This window comes from Nonomuraea sp. NPDC050783, assembly GCF_040802095.1.
In the GTDB taxonomy this organism is placed as follows: Bacteria; Actinomycetota; Actinomycetes; order Streptosporangiales; family Streptosporangiaceae; genus Nonomuraea.
In genome coordinates this window covers 212,952-230,520 of record NZ_JBFAHK010000009.1, presented here as the reverse complement: position 1 = coordinate 230,520, position 17,569 = coordinate 212,952, and the positions used below count along the sequence as shown (strand labels likewise).

The window sequence follows — 17,569 nt, the reverse complement described above, 5'->3', positions numbered from 1 at the left end:
TGCCGGCTTGTTAACGCTATCAGCCGTCCTGCTCGCTTCCGCCTGCTCGGGCGGGGGTGAGCAGGGCCAGGCCGGCGGCGACTCGCTGACCATGATGGTCCCCCTGTTCGGCACCGCCCCCAACCCCAAGGGCGAGATCCAGCAGGCCGTCGAGAAGCTGATCGGCAAGAAGCTCGCCATCACCTGGGTGCCCAACGCCGAGTACAACGAGAAGACCAACGTCGTGCTCGCCTCGGACAAGCTCCCCGACGTCATGGTCATCCAGGACAACAAGGCGGCCTCGTTCGTCAAGGCGGCGCAGGCGGGCGCGTTCTGGGACCTGACCGACAAGCTCGACACGTACCCGAACCTCAAGCCCAAGTCCGAGCAGGCCTGGATCAACTCCAAGACCGACGGCAAGAACTACGGCATCTACCGGGTGCGCCCGCTGCTGCGCTCGGCCGTCGTGCTGCGCAAGGACTGGCTGGAGAAGCTCGACCTGAAGCTGCCCGAGACCACCGACGACCTGTACGAGATCGCCAAGGCGTTCACGGAGAAGGACCCGGACGGCAACGGCAAGAAGGACACCTACGGCATGATCCTGCCGAAGTGGCCCGGCACCGGCTTCGCCGCCTCCAGCCCCTACAACGCCATCGACGTCTGGTTCGGCACCCCCAACAACTACGGCATGCGCGACGGCAAGCTCGTCCCCGAGTTCGACGTGCCGGAGTTCTGGGAGGCCCAGAAGTACATCAAGAAGTTCATCGACGAGGGCCTGGTCAACGCGGACTGGGCCACCTTCGACACCGGCAAGTGGAACGACCCGTTCGTCCAGGGCAAGGGCGGCATCATCATCGACGTCAACGTGCGGGCCGGCCAGCTCTACGACCTGTTCAAGGAGCTCGACCCCAAGACCTACGACCAGAAGGTCGCGATGGTGGGCAACCTCAAGCGCCCCGACGGCAAGAAGTTCTCCCTGCCGTTCACGGGCTTCAACGGCATCGTGGCGATCTCCAAGCAGAACGTCCGGACCGAGCAGCAGCTCGACGCGGTGCTCCGGACGCTGGACAAGCTGGCGTCCAAGGAGGGCGCGGTCCTGGTCAACAACGGGATCGAGGGCCGCAACTTCAAGGTCGAGGACGGCTTCGCCGTGAAGATCAACGAGCAGGACCCGGCGATCAAGACGATCAACAACGACGTCGAGAAGGCGTTCATCCAGCTCGGCACGACCGCCAGCCTCGGCGTGGCCGGCGAGGCGTACGAGTGGACGCGCGAGAGCGAGGCCGAGAGGGCGTGGCTCAAGCAGCGCGACGAGCTGATGAACCTCGACCTGCAGACCGCCGTCCACGACCCGTCGCTGCCGGTGATCTCGAAGACCGCGGTGGAGAAGGGGGCCACGCTCAACCCGATCCCCACCGACGCCCGGATCAAGTACCTGGCGGGCGAGCTGACCGAGGAGCAGACCAAGGCCGAGTTCAAGCGCTGGTACGACGGCGGGGGCACGCAGATCCTGGCCGAGCTCCAGACCGCCATCGCCAACCTCGGCGGCTGACCGACCCGACCGAGAGGGCCCGGACCAGCCGGGCCCTCTCCCGCGAGAGGAGGCCGCTGTGGCCACCGACCTGGCGCCACCTTCCGCGAAGGCGGCCCGCAAGGCCGGGCGCTCGCCCGAGGGCGCGCCCGGCAGGATCCGGCTGGGCGTCGCGATGCGGCGCTACCGCTGGCTGTACCTGATGCTCATCCCGGGCCTGGCCTACTTCGCGCTGTTCAAGTACCTGCCGATGTACGGCCTGACCATCGCCTTCCAGGACTTCGTGCCGTTCCTCGGCTACTCCGGCAGCCCGTGGGTCGGCCTCAAGCACTTCGAGGAGCTGTTCACCGGGCCCGACTTCGGGCGCCTGCTGTTCAACACGCTGTTCCTCGCGCTGCTGACGGCGGTCTTCGTCTTCCCCGCGCCGATCGTCCTGGCCCTGCTCCTCAACGAGCTGCGGGTGAGCGTCTACAAGCGGTACGTGCAGTCGCTGATCTACATCCCGCACTTCCTGTCGTGGACGATCGTCTTCTCCCTGACGTACCTGCTGTTCTCGGTGGACTTCGGGGTCGTCGCCGGGTGGATCCACGGCCTGACGGGCGGCCCCAAGGTCGACTACCTGGCCCGGCCGGAGTGGTTCCGGCCGCTGGTGGTCCTGCAGCTCATCTGGAAGACCTCCGGATGGGGCACGATCATCTACCTGGCGGCGCTGGCCGGGGTGGACCCCAACCTGTACGAGGCGGCCCGCATGGACGGCGCCGGCCGCTGGCGCCAGTTCGTGCACGTCACGCTGCCGGCCATCCGGCCCACGATCGTGGTCATGGCCATCCTGACCTCCGGCAACCTGCTCGACCAGAGCTTCGAGCAGATCTGGCTGCTCACCAACTCGCTGAACCGCTCGGTCGCGGACGTGTTCGACACCTTCGTCTACTACGTCGGCGTCCAGCAGGGCGGCTACAGCTACGCCACCGCGGTCGGCCTGTTCAAGGGCGTGGCGGGAGTCGTGCTCATCTTCGGTTCCAACTGGCTGGCCAAGCGCCTGGGCCAGCGCGGACTGTTCTAAGGAGTGCCCGGACATGTCTGCCACGACCACCGGCTCTGCCACGACCACCGGCGAGCCCGGCACGCCGATCCGGCACTACAGCTCGGCCGGCAGCCGGATCTTCGACACGCTCAACATCCTCTTCCTCGGCGGGGTGGCACTGGTCACCGTGCTGCCGCTGCTCTACGTGCTGGCGGGGTCCTTCGCGAGCGAGGCGGAGATCGCCTCCCGGCCGTTCTTCCTGTGGCCGGAGAAGTTCGTCACCAGCACGTACGCGTACATGTTCGAGAACGACACCATGATCCGGGCGCTGCTCACCACGGTCGGGGTGACGGCCGTCGGCACGGTGGTGCAGCTCCTGCTGACCTTCACCATGGCGTACCCGCTGGCCAAGCGGTACCTGCCGGGCCGCGCGCTGGTGCTGAACCTGGTGGTCTTCACGCTGGTCTTCGGCGGCGGGATCGTCCCCACCTACCTGGTGGTGCGCGACCTCGGCCTGCTGGACAGCTATTGGGCGCTGATCCTGCCGCTGGCGATCAACCCGTTCTACCTGATCATCGTCAAGTCGTTCTTCCAGGAGCTGCCGCAGGCGCTGGAGGAGGCCGCGCGCATCGACGGCTGCACCGAGCTGGGGGTGTTCTTCAAGATCGTGCTGCCGCTGTCCAAGCCGATCATCGCGACGTTCTCGCTGTTCTACGCCGTCGGCATCTGGAACGACTACATGTCGCCGCTGCTGTACGTCAACGACAGCAGCAAGTGGACGTTGCAGGTGCTGGTGCGCCAGCTCACCAGCCCCGACGCGGCCAACGCCATCAGCGCGCTGGACACGGTGTTCTTCCCGGTGGAAGGGCTGAAGTTCGCGGTCGTCGTCGTGGCCACGCTGCCGATCCTGCTCTTCTACCCCTTCCTGCAGAAGCACTTCGCCAAGGGCGTGCTGATCGGGGGCGTCAAGGAATGACCGCCGAAGGAGCCCGGGCGACCGCGCTGCGCTGGCTGGACCGGCCGGGTGACCAGGGGGTGACCTGGGGGGTCCCGTGGCCGCGCGGCGCGGTCGCGCCGGGGACGCCGTTCGCGCTGACCGACGAGGCCGGCCGCGACGTGCCCGTGCAGAGCTGGGTGAGCGCGACCTGGCCGGACGGCTCGGTCAAGTGGTCCGCCCACGCCGCCGGCGCCGGCCCGGCCGCCGCGGGGTACCGCCTGGAGCCCGGCCGCGCGCCCGCCGCGCCCGCCACCCCCGTCACCGTCACCCGCGACGGCGGCGCGCTGGCCGTCACGACCGGCGTGGTCACCTGGACGATCGAGGAGTCCGGCCCCACGCTGGCCCGCTCGATCGCGCGTCACACGGCCGGGAGCACCAGGGAGATCGCCAGGGACGTCCGCCTGGTCAGCCTCCACCAGGCCGGCCCCACCCCCGACGAGGGCGCCGCGCCGCCCCGCGAGCAGGCCACCGGCCTGGTCGAGCGGGTGACGGTCGAGCAGGACGGCCCGGTGCGCGCGGTCGTCCGCCTCGACGGGCACCACGGTGGGAGCCACGGTGGGAGCCACGGTGGGCACCACGGTGGGCACCACGGTGGGCACCACGGTGGGCATCACGGTGGCCGGCTGCCGTTCTCGGTCCGGCTGTACTTCCACGCCGGGGCCGAGGCGGTGCGGATCCTGCACACGTTCGTCTGGGACGGCGATCCGGAGCGGGACTTCCTGGCCGGGCTCGGCCTGCGCGCCGACGTCGTCATGCGCGACGAGCTCCACGACCGCCACGTGCGCCTGGCCGGGTCCGGCGGCTTCCTCACCGAGGCCGTGCGCGGCCTGACCGGGCTGCGCCTGGACCCCGGCGAGAGCGCCCGCCGCAACCAGGTCGCCGGGCTGCCCTGCGGCGAGCTCGCCCCCGAGGTGGCGAGCCGCCTGCACCTCGTGCCCGCCTGGAACGACCACACCCTCGACCAGTCCTCCGCCGACGGCTTCACGCTGCGCAAGCGCACCGCCGAGGGCCACGCCTGGGTGACGGTCCCAGCCGGCACCCGCTCGGCCGGCTACGGCTACCTCGGCGGCGTGAGCGGCGGGCTGGGCTTCGGGCTGCGCGACTTCTGGCGGCTGCACCCCACCCGCCTCGACGTCAGGAACGCCGCCGCCGGGTCGGCCACCGTCACCGTCTGGCTGTGGTCGCCGTCCGCGCCCGCCATGGACCTGCGCTTCTATCACGACGGCATGGGCCAGGACACCTTCGCCGAGCAGCTGGAGGGCCTGGCGATCACCTACGAGGACTACGAGCCGGGCTTCGGCGACCCGCGCGGCATCGCGCGCACGCACGAGCTGACCCTGCGCGCCCTCGGCGCCACGCCCTCCGCCGGGGAGCTGGCCGGCTTCGCCGCCGCCATGAACGAGCCCGGCCTGCTGACCGCCGCGCCCGCCCGGCTGCGCGAGGCGGGCGTGTTCGGCGTCTGGGAGCCGCCCGACCGCTCCACGCCCGCCCGCGCCGCGATCGAGGACCGCCTGGACTTCCTGTTCGACCTGTACGTCCGCGAGCGCGAGCAGCGCCGCTGGTACGGGTTCTGGGACTACGGCGACGTCATGCACACCTACGACGCCGACCGGCACACCTGGCGCTACGACGTCGGCGGCTACGCCTGGGACAACTCCGAGCTGTCGCCGGACCTGTGGTTGTGGCTGCAGTACCTGCGCACCGGCCGCGCCGACGTCTTCCGCTTCGCCGAGGCGATGACCCGCCACACCGGCGAGGTGGACGTCTACCACCTGGGCCGCTGGAAGGGCCTGGGCAGCCGGCACAACGTGCAGCACTGGGGGTGCAGCTGCAAGCAGGTGCGCATCTCCAACGCCGCCTACCGCCGCTTCTACCACTACCTCACGGCCGACGAGCGCACCGGCGACCTGCTGGACGAGCTGAGCGCGCCGGAGGAGACGTTCACGGTGGTCGATCCGCGGCGCAAGGTCCGCGAGGACGTCTACACTCCCGACCCGTCGGCGCTGTCGGTCGGGCTCGGCACGGACTGGGGCGCGCTGGCCGCCGCCTGGCTGACCCGCTGGGAGCGGCACGGCGACGAGCGGGCCAGGGACCGGCTGCTCGGCACGATGGCCGACATCGGCGCGCTGCCGCGCGGCTTCCTGACCGGCGAGGCCCGGCTGGACCTGGCCACCGGCCGCTTCGACACCTCGGCGGACGACATCGCGGTCTCGCACCTGTCGTCGTTGTTCGGGCTGCCGGAGATCTGCGCCGAGCTCATCGACCTGGTGGACGTGCCCGGCTTCGAGCGGGCGTGGCTGGAGTACTGCCGCCTCTACCTGGCCACCCCCGAGCAGCAGGAGGCGGAGGTCGGGCGGCGGCTCGACGGGATCTCGCTGATCCAGGCGCACAGCCGGCTGACGGCGTACGCGGCGGCCCGGACCGGCGACGCGGAGCTGGCGGCCTGGGCCTGGCGCAGGTTCGCCCGCGACGAGGGCGACCAGCTCAACACCAACCCGCTGCAACGGCAGGAGACGTGGGAGCTGACGCTCGTGGACGGCCCGCACGTCCTGGCCCCCGTGCGGGAGGCGGCGTTCGTCAGCACCAACGACGCCGCGCAGTACGGCCTGGCCGCCATCCACAACCTGGCCCTGATCGCCGAGCACCTGGAGGAGGCGGGCCCGGAGAAGGGACCCTGAGGGAAGGGACGGGCCCGGCGGGGCGTTAACCAGAGGTGGAGCTCCAGCCCGGAGCCCTACACTGATCGTATGCGCACTCCCGATTGATCAGGCGTAGCACGCCCATAACCCTCGTTTCCTAGCTCGGGAGTGTTTCCGCCACCATGATCATCGCTAATGATATCGAGCTGCGCGCGGGCGCGCGCCTGCTCATCGAGAAGGCCTCCTTCCGGGTCAACCCGGGGGACAAGATCGGGCTCGTCGGCCGCAACGGCGCCGGCAAGACCACGCTGACCAAGGTGCTGGCCGGCGAGGCCCTGCCGGCCGCCGGCTCGGTCACCACCAGCGGCTCGATCGGCTACCTGCCCCAGGACCCGCGCACCGGCGACCTGCAGGTGCTGGCCCGCGACCGCATCCTGTCCGCCCGGGGCCTCGACGAGGTGCTGCGCGAGCTGCGCGAGGCCGAGCTCGGCATGACCTCCGCCGACGAGCGCACCCGCGAGCGGGCGGTGCGCCGCTACGGCCGCCTGGAGGACCAGATGCACGTGCTCGGCGGGTACGCCGCCGAGTCGGAGGCGGCCTCGATCGCCTCCAGCCTCGGATTGCCGGACCGGGTGCTCGGCCAACCGTTGCAAACGCTTTCCGGCGGTCAGCGCAGGCGCGTGGAATTGGCCCGAATTCTATTCAGTGGCGCCGAAACTCTCCTTCTTGACGAGCCGACAAACCACCTAGATGCGGACTCAATCGGCTGGCTTCGTGATTTTTTGCGCAGCCATCAAGGTGGTTTGGTGATCATCAGCCACGACGTCGGCCTTCTTGAAGCCACGGTCAACAAGGTCCTGCACCTGGACGCCAACCGCGCCGTGATCGACCACTACAACGTGGGCTGGAAGGCGTACCTCGCCCAGCGCGAGACCGACGAGAAGCGCAGGAAGCGCGAGCGCGCCAACGCCGAGAAGCAGGCCGGCGCGCTGCTGGCGCAGGCCGACAAGATGCGCGCCAAGGCCACCAAGGCCAAGGCCGCCCAGGACATGATGCGCCGCGCCCACCGCCTGCTCGCCTCCACCGAGGAGGAGCGCGTCTCCGACAAGGTGGCGCGGCTGCGCTTCCCCGACCCGCAGCCGTGCGGGCGCACCCCGCTCATGGCCAGGGGCCTGTCCAAGTCGTACGGCTCGCTGGAGGTCTTCACCGACGTCGACGTGGCCATCGACCGAGGTCACCGGGTCGTCATCCTGGGCCTCAACGGCGCCGGCAAGACCACCCTGCTGCGCCTGCTGGGCGGCATCGAGACGCCCGACACCGGCGAGATCAGGCCCGGCCACGGCCTGAAGATCGGCTACTACGCGCAGGAGCACGAGACCCTCGACGCCGGCCGCACGCTGCTGGAGAACATGCGCTCGGCGGGCGGCGAGTTCACCGACACCGAGCTGCGCAAGGTGCTCGGCTCGTTCCTGTTCACCGGCGACGACGTCGACAAGCCCGCCGGCGTCCTGTCCGGCGGCGAGAAGACCCGCCTCGCCCTGGCCATGCTGGTGCTCTCCAGCGCCAACGTCCTGTTGCTCGACGAGCCCACGAACAACCTCGATCCCGTCTCCCGCGAGCAGGTCCTCAACGCTCTGAGGTCGTATTCAGGAGCAATCGTCCTGGTCACCCATGACGAGGGTGCCGTTGACGCCCTGTCACCGGATAGGGTGATCTTGCTACCGGACGGAACCGAAGACGCATGGAGCGACGAATTTTCCGATCTTGTGGCACTTGCCTGATCTTAATTTGAGTGGGTACGGATCTTTTCCCGTGGAGTAGGTAGCCGATCCCGCTGAAATGACTGATCATGGCGGAGTAACGCTGCGGAAGTCCGGCACTACAGGAGGTACTCGTGGCCGAGACACTGAAGAAGGGCACCCGGGTCACCGGGGCCGACCGGGAGAAACTGGCCGGCGATCTCAAGAAGCGCTATGCCCAGGGCGAGAGCATCCGCGCTCTGGCCGCTTCCACCGGCCGGTCCTACGGGTTCATCCACCGCATCCTGAGCGAGTCCGGCGTGACTCTGCGCGGGCGCGGCGGGGCGACCCGAGGCAAGTCCAAGCGCTGACGGCCGCCTCGGAACGTGCGACCGCAGCCGCCCGTCCCTAGTCAGCCAGCCGTCGCGCCCGGGCCAGAACGATATTCTGTAGGCTCGGGCGCGACGGGACAGCACTTCGGAGACCGGGAGCGGGCGATGGCGGAAGCGCAGGCGCGACAGCACGGGGGGCACACGGAAGACGTCTCTGCCGAGCGTTCGGCGGAGGGCGGGCTTCGCTTCGAGGTGGACGGTGAGATAGCGACGATCACGCTGGACCGGCCGGACAAACGCAACGCGCAGACGTTCGCGACCTGGTCGGCACTGGCCCGGATCGGTGAGAGCCTGCCCGGGCAGGTGCGCGTCGTCGTCGTGAAAGGTGAGGGACCGTCCTTCTCGGCAGGGATCGACCTGCGGATGTTCACACCAGAGGGGGTGCCCGGACAGGGCTCGTTCAGCTCGGCCGCCAGGAGCGGCGAGGCGGGCTTCGAGCACAGCATCAGGCAGGCCCAGGCGGGGTTCCTGTGGCTGCGCCGTCCGGAGATCGTCTCCATCGCCGCGGTGCAGGGGCACGCGATCGGCGCGGGGTTCCAGCTCGCGCTCGCCTGCGACCTGCGCATCGTGGCCGACGACGTCAAGTTCTGCATGAAGGAGCCCGCGCTGGGGCTCGTGCCCGATCTCACCGGGACCAAGCCGCTGGTCGAGCTGGTCGGCCTGGCCAAGGCGATCGACATCTGCCTGACCGCCCGAGTCGTGCGCGCCGAGGAGGCCGCGCGCATCGGCCTCGCGGAGCAGGTGGTCCCCTTGGGCGAGCTGGACCGGGCCGTGCGTGACAAGGCGGCGGAGCTGCTGTCCACCAACCGGGACGCGGCCGCCGCGACCAAGCGGCTCCTCCAGGGGGCGCGGGCCCGCACGCTGGAGGAGCAGAGCGTCGCCGAGGGGCTGGAGCAGGCCGCCCGCATCAAGGCGCTGTTCGGCTGACCCGCGCCACGGGACGGCTCCGCGGCTGTTCGGCTGACCCGCGCCACGGGACGGCTCCGCGAAGGGGATATTTCGCGCTGAGCTGATCGGGGAATCCGCGCGCGGGACCCGGCGCTGTGTCCGGGGGAGGAGGATCCCCCGGATGGCGATGAGTGGAGGGGGCTTCGGGCCCCAGGTGATGATGTCGCTGCGCCGCGACGACTCGGTGACCGGCCAGCGGCTGCGCCCCGGCACGGTGCGGCGCATCGCCGGGTACGCGCGCCCCTATACCCGGCAGATCGTCGCGTTCCTGTTGCTCGTGGTGGTGGGCGCGGTGATCGTGATCGCCAACCCGCTGCTGATGAAGGCGATCATCGACGACGGCATCCTGCCGCGGCGCACCGGCGTGGTGATCGGGCTGGCCGTGGCGATCGGCGCGCTGGCGCTGGTGGACGCCGGCCTGACGCTGCTCCAGCGCTGGTTCTCGGCGCGCATCGGCGAGGGCCTGATCTACGACCTGCGCACCGAGGTGTTCGACCACGTGCAGCGCATGCCGGTCGCGTTCTTCATGCGCGCCCAGACCGGCGCCCTGGTGAGCCGGCTCAACACCGACGTGATCGGCGCCCAGCGGGCGCTCACCAGCACGCTGTCGTCCGTCGTGTCCAACGTGGTGAGCCTGGTCCTGGTGCTGGGCGCCATGCTGGTGCTGTCGTGGCAGGTGACGCTGGTCGCGCTGGTGCTGCTGCCGATCTTCGTGCTGCCCGCCAAGTACGTCGGCCGCCGCATGTCGGCGCTGACCCGCGAGCAGATGCAGCTCGACGCCGAGATGAGCTCGGTCACCACCGAGCGCTTCAACGTGGCCGGCGCCATGGTGGCCAAGCTGTACGGCCGCCCGGAGGACGACGCCGAGATGTTCGGCGCCAGGGCCGCCCGGGTGCGCGACGTCGGCGTGCGCGTCGGCATGTACGGCACCGTCTTTCGCGTCGCGCTCGGCCTGGTCGCCGCCCTGGCCACGGCCCTGGTCTACGGCATCGGCGGCGTCCTGTCGACCACCGGCTACTTCGAGCTGGGCACGCTGGTCGCCCTGGCCGCGCTGCTGATGCGCCTGTACGGCCCGCTGACCGCGCTGTCCAACGTGCATGTGGACGTCATGACCGCGTTGGTGAGCTTCGACCGCGTCTTCGAGATCCTCGACCTCAAGCCGATGGTGGCCGACCGGCCCGGCGCGGTCCCGGTGCCGGACGGCCCGGTGACGATCGACTTCGACGACGTGCACTTCCGCTACCCGGCGGCCGAGGAGGTCTCCCTGGCCAGCCTGGAGTCGGTGGCCCGGCAGGACACCGGCCCCTCGCAGCCGGTGCTCAAGGGCGTGTCGTTCACGGCCCGCCCCGGGCAGATGATCGCCCTGGTCGGCCACTCGGGCGCGGGCAAGACCACGATCACCTCGCTGGTCTCCCGCCTGTACGACGTCAACGAGGGCGCCGTCCGGATCAACGGGCTGGACGTGCGCGACGCCACGCTCGCCTCGATCCGCGACACCGTGGGCGTGGTCATGCAGGACGCCCACCTCTTCCACGACACGATCGCCGCCAACCTCCGCTACGCCAGGCCGGGGGCCACCGACGAGGAGATCTGGGCGGCGCTGCGGGCCGCGCAGATCGGCGACCTGGTCGAGTCCCTGCCGGAGAAGCTGGAGACCGTGGTGGGCGACCGCGGCTACCGGCTGTCCGGCGGCGAGAAGCAGCGCCTCGCGCTGGCCCGGCTGCTGCTCAAGGCCCCCCGCGTGGTGGTGCTGGACGAGGCCACCGCCCACCTCGACTCCGAGTCCGAGGCGGCCGTGCAGGTGGCGCTGAAGACCGCGCTGGAGGGCCGCACCTCGCTGGTCATCGCGCACCGGCTCTCGACCATCAGGGAGGCCGACGAGATCCTGGTCGTGCACGAGGGGCGGGTCGCCGAGCGCGGCGGCCACGAGGAGCTGCTGGCCCGCGGCGGCCTGTACGCCGAGCTGTACCGCACCCAGTTCAGCTCGTCAGGTAGCCCAGCCGGGTGAGCTCCTTGCGGGCCACCCGCTCCACCAGCTCCAGGTCCGGGGGGCGCAGCCGGGAGCGCCAGGCGCCGACGCCGGCGTCCCGGGCGTACAGCGCGACCTTCGACACCCGCGTGTCCAGGAACTCCGCGAGCGCGGCGGCCGCCCGCGCCGGCTCGCGCACCAGGTCCTCGTAGCGCAGGGTGAGGAGCTGGCCGGCGGGCAGGGCCTGGCGCAGCTCGGCGTTGATCCGCACGGCGCTGCGCCAGCGCAGCGCGCACTTGCCCGCGGCGGGCATGCCCTTCCAGCGGTCGAGGTGCTCGTCCTTGTTGACGCCGAGGAAGGGGTTGGGGAACTCGGTCTGCCCGCTCAGCATCGCCGGCCGGAACCAGGCCAGGCACGCCGGGTCGGCGAGCATGTCGGCGGTGACGTCGCGGCCGTCGCGGATGAGCTGCACGAAGCGGGCGTCGGGAAAGGCCTGCCGCAGCACCGGCGCGCTGTAGAGCAGGTCGGGGCCGCCGTCGCCGAACCGGACGACCTCGCCGGTGGCCACGCACGGCCCCGCGCCGGTGACGCCGCCCGCCTCCCGGCACGGCGCCGGGCACTCGCCGCACGAGCCGGGCAGCACCTGCCACGCCTCGGCGAACGCGTCGCGCAGCACCCGCACGGCCCCGGAGGTGCGGCCGATGGAGGGCCTGCGGGCGAAGGCGTAGACCACGTGCGCCACGCTCGCCCGGCCCATCGTCACGTGGAAGCCCGGGGAGCGCTTGAGGGCGCGGGCCAGCAGGTCCGCGCCGGAATGCGGGGCGCCCAGCAGGAAGACCGGGCGGCGGACCTTGATGCCGTTGACCACGAGGATGTGGGGCGGAAGTCGCATACGCCACCCAAGTGTGACACCGTTTGCCAGGTGAACGAGCCAATGATGCCGCAGGCCGCCGCCGGGGAGTCGCCGGATGCGGCCGAGTGATCTGCGCGAGGGCGACACGGTCGCGATCGTCGCGCCGTCGGGGCCGCCCGACGCGACCCTGCTGCGGCGGGGGACGCGGCGGCTGGAGGACCTCGGGCTGAAGGTGGTCGCCGGCCCGCACGTGCTCGACCGGCACGAGCTGGGCCATCTGGCGGGCCAGGACGCCGCCCGCGCCGCCGACCTGCAGTCCGCCTGGTGCGACCCGGCCGTCTCCGCGGTGTTCTGCGCCCGCGGCGGCTACGGCGCCGGGCGGCTGCTGGACCTGCTCGACTGGGACGCGATGCGCGCGGCCGGCCCCAAGATCCTCCTGGGGTCGAGCGACATCACGGCGCTGCACAACGCCTTCGCCGTCGAGCTGGGGGTGCCCACCCTGCACGGGCCGATGCCGGCCTGCGACCTGCTGGGCGGCGAGGACGGCCCCGAGCCGCGCACCTGGGCGAGCCTGCGGGCGGCCCTGTCCGGCACGCAGGAGCCCGTGCCGGGCGAGCTGGTCCTGGTGCCCGGCCGGGCCGAGGGCGAGCTGTCAGGGGGCAACCTGTCGCTGCTGGCCGCCATGTGCGGGACGCGGTGGCAGCCGTCGTTCGCCGGGCGCATCGCCTTCCTGGAGGACGTGGGGGAGGAGCCGTACCGGATCGACCGGATGCTCACCCAGCTGCTGCAGGCCGGGGTGTTCGACGGGGTGCGGGGGATCGCGCTCGGGTCGTGGGTGGGGTGCGGCGATCCGTACCCGGTGCTGCGGGACCGGCTCGTGCCGCTCGGCGTGCCCGTGCTGGCCGGGCTCCCGGCGGGGCACGGCTCGCCGCAGATGAGCCTCTGGCTGGGCGAACTTGGGGTTATCGATACCGAATCGTGCTCGCTGGCTGGTCAGATCCGCGACGGGGAGCGGGCACCCTAGGAGGGACGAATCCGGAAGAAAGGGACACAGCGCGTGAGCTTGTTCAGGAGGGAGCCCCCGAGCAGGCCGGCGGCGGACGCGGACCTCGACTCGCTGCTCGCGCTGGTCGCCGAGTCCCGGGGCTTCACCTGCGAGTTCGCCCACGACGGCGGCTCGGTCACGCTGCGGGGCGAGACGACCCTGACCGTCCGGCTCACCGGGCTGCGGCGCGAGGCCGGACGGCGGGCCAGGGAGGACTGGCCGGTGCTGGTCAGCGAGCACCTGGCGCACGCCGTGGCCACCGCCGGCGAGCAGGTGGACGTGTGCGACCTGCGGCAGGCCGCGCCCCTGCTGCGCACCCGCGTGGAGTCGGTGGACGAGCTGGCCGACCTGACCCGCGTGGTGGGCCGCCACCTCAACGCCGACCTGGTGGAGCTGCTGACCGTCGGCGGCCGGCCGGTGCGGCCCGAGGAGGCCGGGTGCTGGCCCGTCCCCACGGCGCGGGCGCTGGACCTGGCCGTGGAGAACGTGCGCCGCGAGGAGCGGCTGTCGGCCGAGATCATCGAGCTGTCCGGCACGCCGGTCACCCGGCTGACCGGGACGACGCCCGCCGCCGCGACCCACCTGCGCTGGCTGGCCGACCACCTGCCGCTGCCGCGGGACGGGGCGCTGGTCGTGCTGCCGGACCCGTACACGCTGCTCGTGCACCCCGTGGACGGGATCGGCGTGGTGCGCGCCATCGAGCGGCTGCGCGTGCACGCCGCCCGCACCGGCGGGCTCAGCTCGCAGGTCTACTGGTGGCACGGCGGGCGGCTGACCCTCATCAGGGCCGACATCGTCGCCCGCGGCGGCCAGACGCGCCTGGTGGTGGCACCTCCGCCGGAGTTCGCGAAGGTCCTGGCCCGCCTGGCCGCCTGAGGCTCACCCCTTCACGTACTCCCGCAGGTGCGCGGCCGTGAGCGTGTCGCCGCTCGCGACCAGCTCGGCCGGGGTGCCGGTGAAGACCACCCGGCCGCCGTCGTGGCCCGCCCCTGGGCCGAGGTCGATGATCCAGTCGGCGTGCGCCATCACCGCCTGGTGGTGCTCGATGACGATGACCGAGTTGCCGTCGTCCACCAGCCGGTCGAGCAGCGCCAGGAGCTGGTCCACGTCGGCCAGGTGCAGACCGGTCGTGGGCTCGTCCAGCACGTACGTCGTGCCACCCCGCGCCATGTGGATGGCCAGCTTGAGCCGCTGCCGCTCGCCGCCCGACAGCGTGGTCAGCGGCTGCCCCAGCCCCAGGTAGCCGAGCCCCACGGCGGACATCCGCGCCAGGATCTCCCTGGCCTGCCCCGAGGTGAAGAACGCGGCGGCCTCGGCCACCGGCATGGCCAGCACCTCGCTGATGTTCTTGCCGCGCAGCGTGTACGTCAGCACCTCCGGCGTGAACCGCCTGCCCTCGCACTTCTCGCACACCGACGCCACCTCGGCCATCATCTGCAGGTCGGTGTAGATGAGTCCGATGCCCTTGCAGGCCGGGCAGGCGCCCTCGGAGTTGGCGCTGAACAGGCTCGCCTTGACCCCGTTGGCCTTGGCGAAGGCGGTCCTGATCGGGTCGAGCAGGCCGGTGTAGGTGGCCGGGTTGCTGCGGCGCGAGCCGCGGATCGGCGACTGGTCGGCCACGACCACGCCCTCGCGCCCGGCGACGTACCCGTGGATGAGCGAGCTCTTGCCCGATCCGGCCACGCCGGTGACCACGGTCAGCACGCCGAGCGGCACGTCCACCGAGACGTCGCGCAGGTTGTGCAGGCTCGCGCCCTCGACGCGCAGGTGCCCGGCGGGCGTGCGGACCCGCTCGCGCAGCCGCGCCCGGTGGCCGAGGTAGCGGCCGGTGAGGGTGCCGGAGGCGCGCAGGCCGTCGAGGTCGCCCGCGTAGCAGATCTGGCCGCCGCCGGCGCCCGCGCCGGGGCCGAGGTCCACCACGTGGTCGGCGATGGCGATGGTCTCCGGCTTGTGCTCGACGACCAGCACCGTGTTGCCCTTGTCGCGCAGCCGCAGCAGCAGCTCGTTCATGCGCTGGACGTCGTGCGGGTGCAGCCCGGCGGTGGGCTCGTCGAAGACGTAGGTGACGTCGGTGAGGCTGGAGTTGAGGTGGCGCACCATCTTGACGCGCTGCGCCTCGCCGCCCGACAGCGTGCCCGACTCCCGGTCCAGGCTCAGGTAGCCCAGGCCGATGCCGGTCAGCGAGTCGAGCGTGGCCAGCAGCCCGTCCAGCACCGGCCCGACGGCCGCGTCGCCGATGCCGCGGACGAACCGCGCCAGGTCGTCCACCTGCATGGCCGAGCACTCGGCGATGTTGCGGCCGTTGATCCTGGCCGCGCGGGCGGCCTCGTTGAGCCGGGAGCCGCCGCAGGCCGGGCAGGCGGTCAGCTTGAGCGCCCGCTCGGCGAAGGCGCGGGCCGCCGGTTGCAGCGACTCGCGGTCCTTGCCCAGGTACGCCCGCCGGACCCGGACGGCGAGCCCTTCGTAGGTGAAGGTGTTCGTGCCGTACTTGATCTTGGTGGCGGGCTTGTGGAGGAGGTCCTGCCACTGCTGCTCGGTGAAGTCCTTGAGCTTGACGGCCGGGTCGAACAGGCCGGAGTTCGCCACGACCTGCCAGGGCCAGCTGCCCACCGGGAACCCGGGGATTTTGACGGCCCCCTCGTCGAGCGACAGCTCCCGGTCCACCAGCGCGTCCACGTCGATCTCGGACGCCCTGCCCAGCCCCTCGCACTCCGGGCACATGCCCTCGGCCAGGTTGAAGCTGAAGGCGGAGGCGGGCCCCGCGTGAGGGACGCCGATGCGGCTGAAGACGATGCGCAGCATGGTGTGCGCGTCGGTGACGGTGCCCACGGTGGAGCGGGCGTTGGCGGCCAGGCGCTCCTGGTCGACGATGATCGCGGCGCTGAGGTTGTGCAGGGCGTCCACGTCGGGGCGGGCCTGGCTCGGCATGAAGCCCTGCACGAACGCGCTGTAGGTCTCGTCGATGAGCCGGCGCGACTCGGCGGCGATGGTGTCGAAGACGAGGGAGGACTTGCCGGAGCCGGAGACCCCGGTGAAGACGGTCAGGCGGCGCTTGGGCAGGTCGAGGGAGACGTCCTTGAGGTTGTTCTCCCGGGCGCCACGGACCTGGATGAGGTCGTGGCCGTCGGCGGCGGTGTGGTCGTGGCGGTCGGTGGGAACCACGGGACCCCTTGTCGTCGGGATTACTTAGGGCGTAAGGAGTTAGCCGGGACAGACTACTACGTCCCGGACGCCCCCGCGCCTCCCGTCAGGCGGACAAGGGATTGGCGTGCCGGTGGTGCAGGCCGATGACCGGGATCTCGTGCAGGCTGCCCGAGTACAGGAACTGGGTCATGCCGATGAGCAGCCGCCGCACGTCCTCCTGCGGGCGGACCACCAGGCGCAGGAACTGGCTGGTGGTGCCGAGCTTGTTGCCGCACTCGCGCACGTACACGCCGTGCTCGGTCAGCAGGTGGTCGCGCAGCGGCACCCCGTCGTGGCCGGGGGGCAGCTTGACCAGCAGGAAGTTGCCCTGCGAGGCGAACACCGACAGCCCGGGCATGGTGCTGAGCTGCTGGTACATGGCCCGCCTGTCGTTGCCGAGCCGCCGCAGGCTGTCGTGGTACTCGGCGCCGAACTGCTTCATCATGAACACCATGACCTCGGCGAAGGAGTTGAGGTTCCACTTCGGCAGCGCGTCGCGCACCCGCCCGGCCAGCGCCGGGTTGGCGACCATGTAACCGAAGCGCACGCCGTGCAGGCCGAAGTTCTTGCCCAGGCTGCGCAGCACGATGACGTTCGGCCGCACCGCGGCCTCGGCCGCCACCCCCGGGTACGGCTCGGCGTCCACGAACTCGCCGAACGACTCGTCCACGATCACCAGGTCGAGGTCGATGAGCTCGTCCATGAGCCGGACGACCTCGTGCTTGGGCAGGTAGCCGCCGTCGGGGTTGTTGGGGTTGCAGATCACCGCCACGCGCGAGCCGCGCACCCGGACGAAGGAGACGAAGTCGTTGACGTCGAGGGAGAAGTTGCGGCTCTCCAGCAGCGGGTACATGTCCACCCGCTTGCCGGTCTCCAGCGGCTGGTCGGTCCACCGGCCGAAGGTCGGGATCGGCACCGCCAGGCTCTCACGCACCAGCAGGTGGTCGATCCAGGTGATCAGCTCGGTCGAGCCGTTGCCCATCGCGACCGTCTGCGGGTGCAGGCCGAGCGTGGCGCACAGCTCGGCGGTGATCGTGCCGGCGTCGCTCGGGTAGAACTTCAGTATCGTCTCCAGGTTCCTCCCGAGGTGCTCGAAGATCTCCGGCGTCGGGAAGTACGGGTTGCACGGTATGCAGAAATCCACCGGGGCGCGCTCTCCGGCCGAGCCGCGCAACAGTGAGAAGTACGACGGGCTGTGCGCCTGTGTACGCAGCAGGCTCAGCTCCACGACACCTCCATGGAACACACGTGTCCGATGTGTGGAGGTACG

At 71.2% G+C, this 17,569-nt stretch carries 13 protein-coding genes; 10 read left to right on the top strand and 3 right to left on the bottom strand.

Annotated elements, in window-relative coordinates:
* Window positions 1–7: 7 nt before the first annotated feature.
* The 8 genes from AB0H75_RS25450 (at window position 8) to AB0H75_RS25415 (ending at window position 11,257) form a co-directional block, all read left to right on the top strand.
* Entirely contained in the window at window positions 8–1,531 is a 1,524-nt protein-coding gene (locus AB0H75_RS25450) for an extracellular solute-binding protein (RefSeq protein WP_367800103.1), read from the top strand.
* Window positions 1,532–1,589: 58 nt separating this feature from the next.
* Window positions 1,590–2,573, top strand: a complete 984-nt coding sequence (locus tag AB0H75_RS25445) for an ABC transporter permease (RefSeq protein WP_367800101.1) — start codon at window positions 1,590–1,592, stop codon at window positions 2,571–2,573.
* A 13-nt stretch (window positions 2,574–2,586) separates the two neighbouring features.
* Window positions 2,587–3,510 (top strand): carbohydrate ABC transporter permease, encoded by a 924-nt coding sequence (locus AB0H75_RS25440; RefSeq protein ID WP_367800099.1) that lies wholly within the window; start codon window positions 2,587–2,589, stop codon window positions 3,508–3,510.
* Entirely contained in the window at window positions 3,507–6,209 is a 2,703-nt protein-coding gene (locus AB0H75_RS25435; RefSeq protein ID WP_367800097.1) for a Tat pathway signal sequence domain protein, read from the top strand. Before AB0H75_RS25440 ends, AB0H75_RS25435 begins: the two co-directional genes overlap by 4 nt.
* Window positions 6,210–6,352: 143 nt before the next feature.
* On the top strand, window positions 6,353–7,951 hold the full coding sequence (gene abc-f, locus AB0H75_RS25430) for a ribosomal protection-like ABC-F family protein (protein ID WP_367800095.1): 1,599 nt from the start codon (window positions 6,353–6,355) through the stop codon (window positions 7,949–7,951).
* 113 nt (window positions 7,952–8,064) lie between these two features.
* Complete coding sequence (locus tag AB0H75_RS25425; RefSeq protein ID WP_125642298.1) at window positions 8,065–8,280, top strand: helix-turn-helix domain-containing protein; 216 nt, start codon at window positions 8,065–8,067, stop codon at window positions 8,278–8,280.
* A gap of 126 nt (window positions 8,281–8,406) precedes the next feature.
* Window positions 8,407–9,228, top strand: coding sequence for an enoyl-CoA hydratase/isomerase family protein (locus AB0H75_RS25420; protein ID WP_367800093.1), 822 nt, complete (start codon window positions 8,407–8,409; stop codon window positions 9,226–9,228).
* Window positions 9,229–9,370: 142 nt separating this feature from the next.
* Window positions 9,371–11,257, top strand: a complete 1,887-nt coding sequence (locus tag AB0H75_RS25415; RefSeq protein ID WP_367800091.1) for an ABC transporter ATP-binding protein — start codon at window positions 9,371–9,373, stop codon at window positions 11,255–11,257.
* Here the strand turns inward: AB0H75_RS25415 and AB0H75_RS25410 are convergent.
* Complete coding sequence (locus tag AB0H75_RS25410) at window positions 11,229–12,110, bottom strand: sulfotransferase (RefSeq protein ID WP_367800089.1); 882 nt, start codon at window positions 12,108–12,110, stop codon at window positions 11,229–11,231. The two genes, AB0H75_RS25415 and AB0H75_RS25410, sit on opposite strands and share 29 nt — an antisense overlap.
* Window positions 12,111–12,186: 76 nt before the next feature.
* Between AB0H75_RS25410 and AB0H75_RS25405 the strand changes: the two genes are divergently transcribed.
* Both AB0H75_RS25405 and AB0H75_RS25400 read left to right on the top strand, forming a co-directional pair.
* The gene (locus AB0H75_RS25405) at window positions 12,187–13,095 is read left to right on the top strand and encodes an LD-carboxypeptidase (protein WP_367800087.1); all 909 of its coding nucleotides are present in this window, start codon (window positions 12,187–12,189) and stop codon (window positions 13,093–13,095) included.
* Window positions 13,096–13,128: 33 nt separating this feature from the next.
* On the top strand, window positions 13,129–13,992 hold the full coding sequence (locus AB0H75_RS25400) for a hypothetical protein (RefSeq protein WP_367800085.1): 864 nt from the start codon (window positions 13,129–13,131) through the stop codon (window positions 13,990–13,992).
* A gap of 3 nt (window positions 13,993–13,995) precedes the next feature.
* Here the strand turns inward: AB0H75_RS25400 and AB0H75_RS25395 are convergent, their stop codons facing one another.
* Window positions 13,996–16,278, bottom strand: a complete 2,283-nt coding sequence (locus tag AB0H75_RS25395; protein ID WP_367800083.1) for an ATP-binding cassette domain-containing protein — start codon at window positions 16,276–16,278, stop codon at window positions 13,996–13,998.
* Window positions 16,279–16,363: 85 nt separating this feature from the next.
* Entirely contained in the window at window positions 16,364–17,527 is a 1,164-nt protein-coding gene (locus tag AB0H75_RS25390) for a histidinol-phosphate transaminase (protein ID WP_367800081.1), read from the bottom strand.
* Between the last annotated feature and the right edge of the window lie 42 nt (window positions 17,528–17,569).

Bases quoted from the DNA above. Each gene is read 5' to 3' on its own strand.
- AB0H75_RS25440 (WP_367800099.1), top strand. From the start codon at position 2,587: ATGTCTGCCACGACCACCGGCTCTGCCACGACCACCGGCGAGCCCGGC.
- AB0H75_RS25410 (WP_367800089.1), bottom strand. From the start codon at position 12,110: ATGCGACTTCCGCCCCACATCCTCGTGGTCAACGGCATCAAGGTCCGC.
- AB0H75_RS25435 (WP_367800097.1), top strand. From the start codon at position 3,507: ATGACCGCCGAAGGAGCCCGGGCGACCGCGCTGCGCTGGCTGGACCGG.
- AB0H75_RS25415 (WP_367800091.1), top strand. From the start codon at position 9,371: ATGGCGATGAGTGGAGGGGGCTTCGGGCCCCAGGTGATGATGTCGCTG.
- abc-f (WP_367800095.1), top strand. From the start codon at position 6,353: ATGATCATCGCTAATGATATCGAGCTGCGCGCGGGCGCGCGCCTGCTC.
- AB0H75_RS25420 (WP_367800093.1), top strand. From the start codon at position 8,407: ATGGCGGAAGCGCAGGCGCGACAGCACGGGGGGCACACGGAAGACGTC.
- AB0H75_RS25405 (WP_367800087.1), top strand. From the start codon at position 12,187: ATGCGGCCGAGTGATCTGCGCGAGGGCGACACGGTCGCGATCGTCGCG.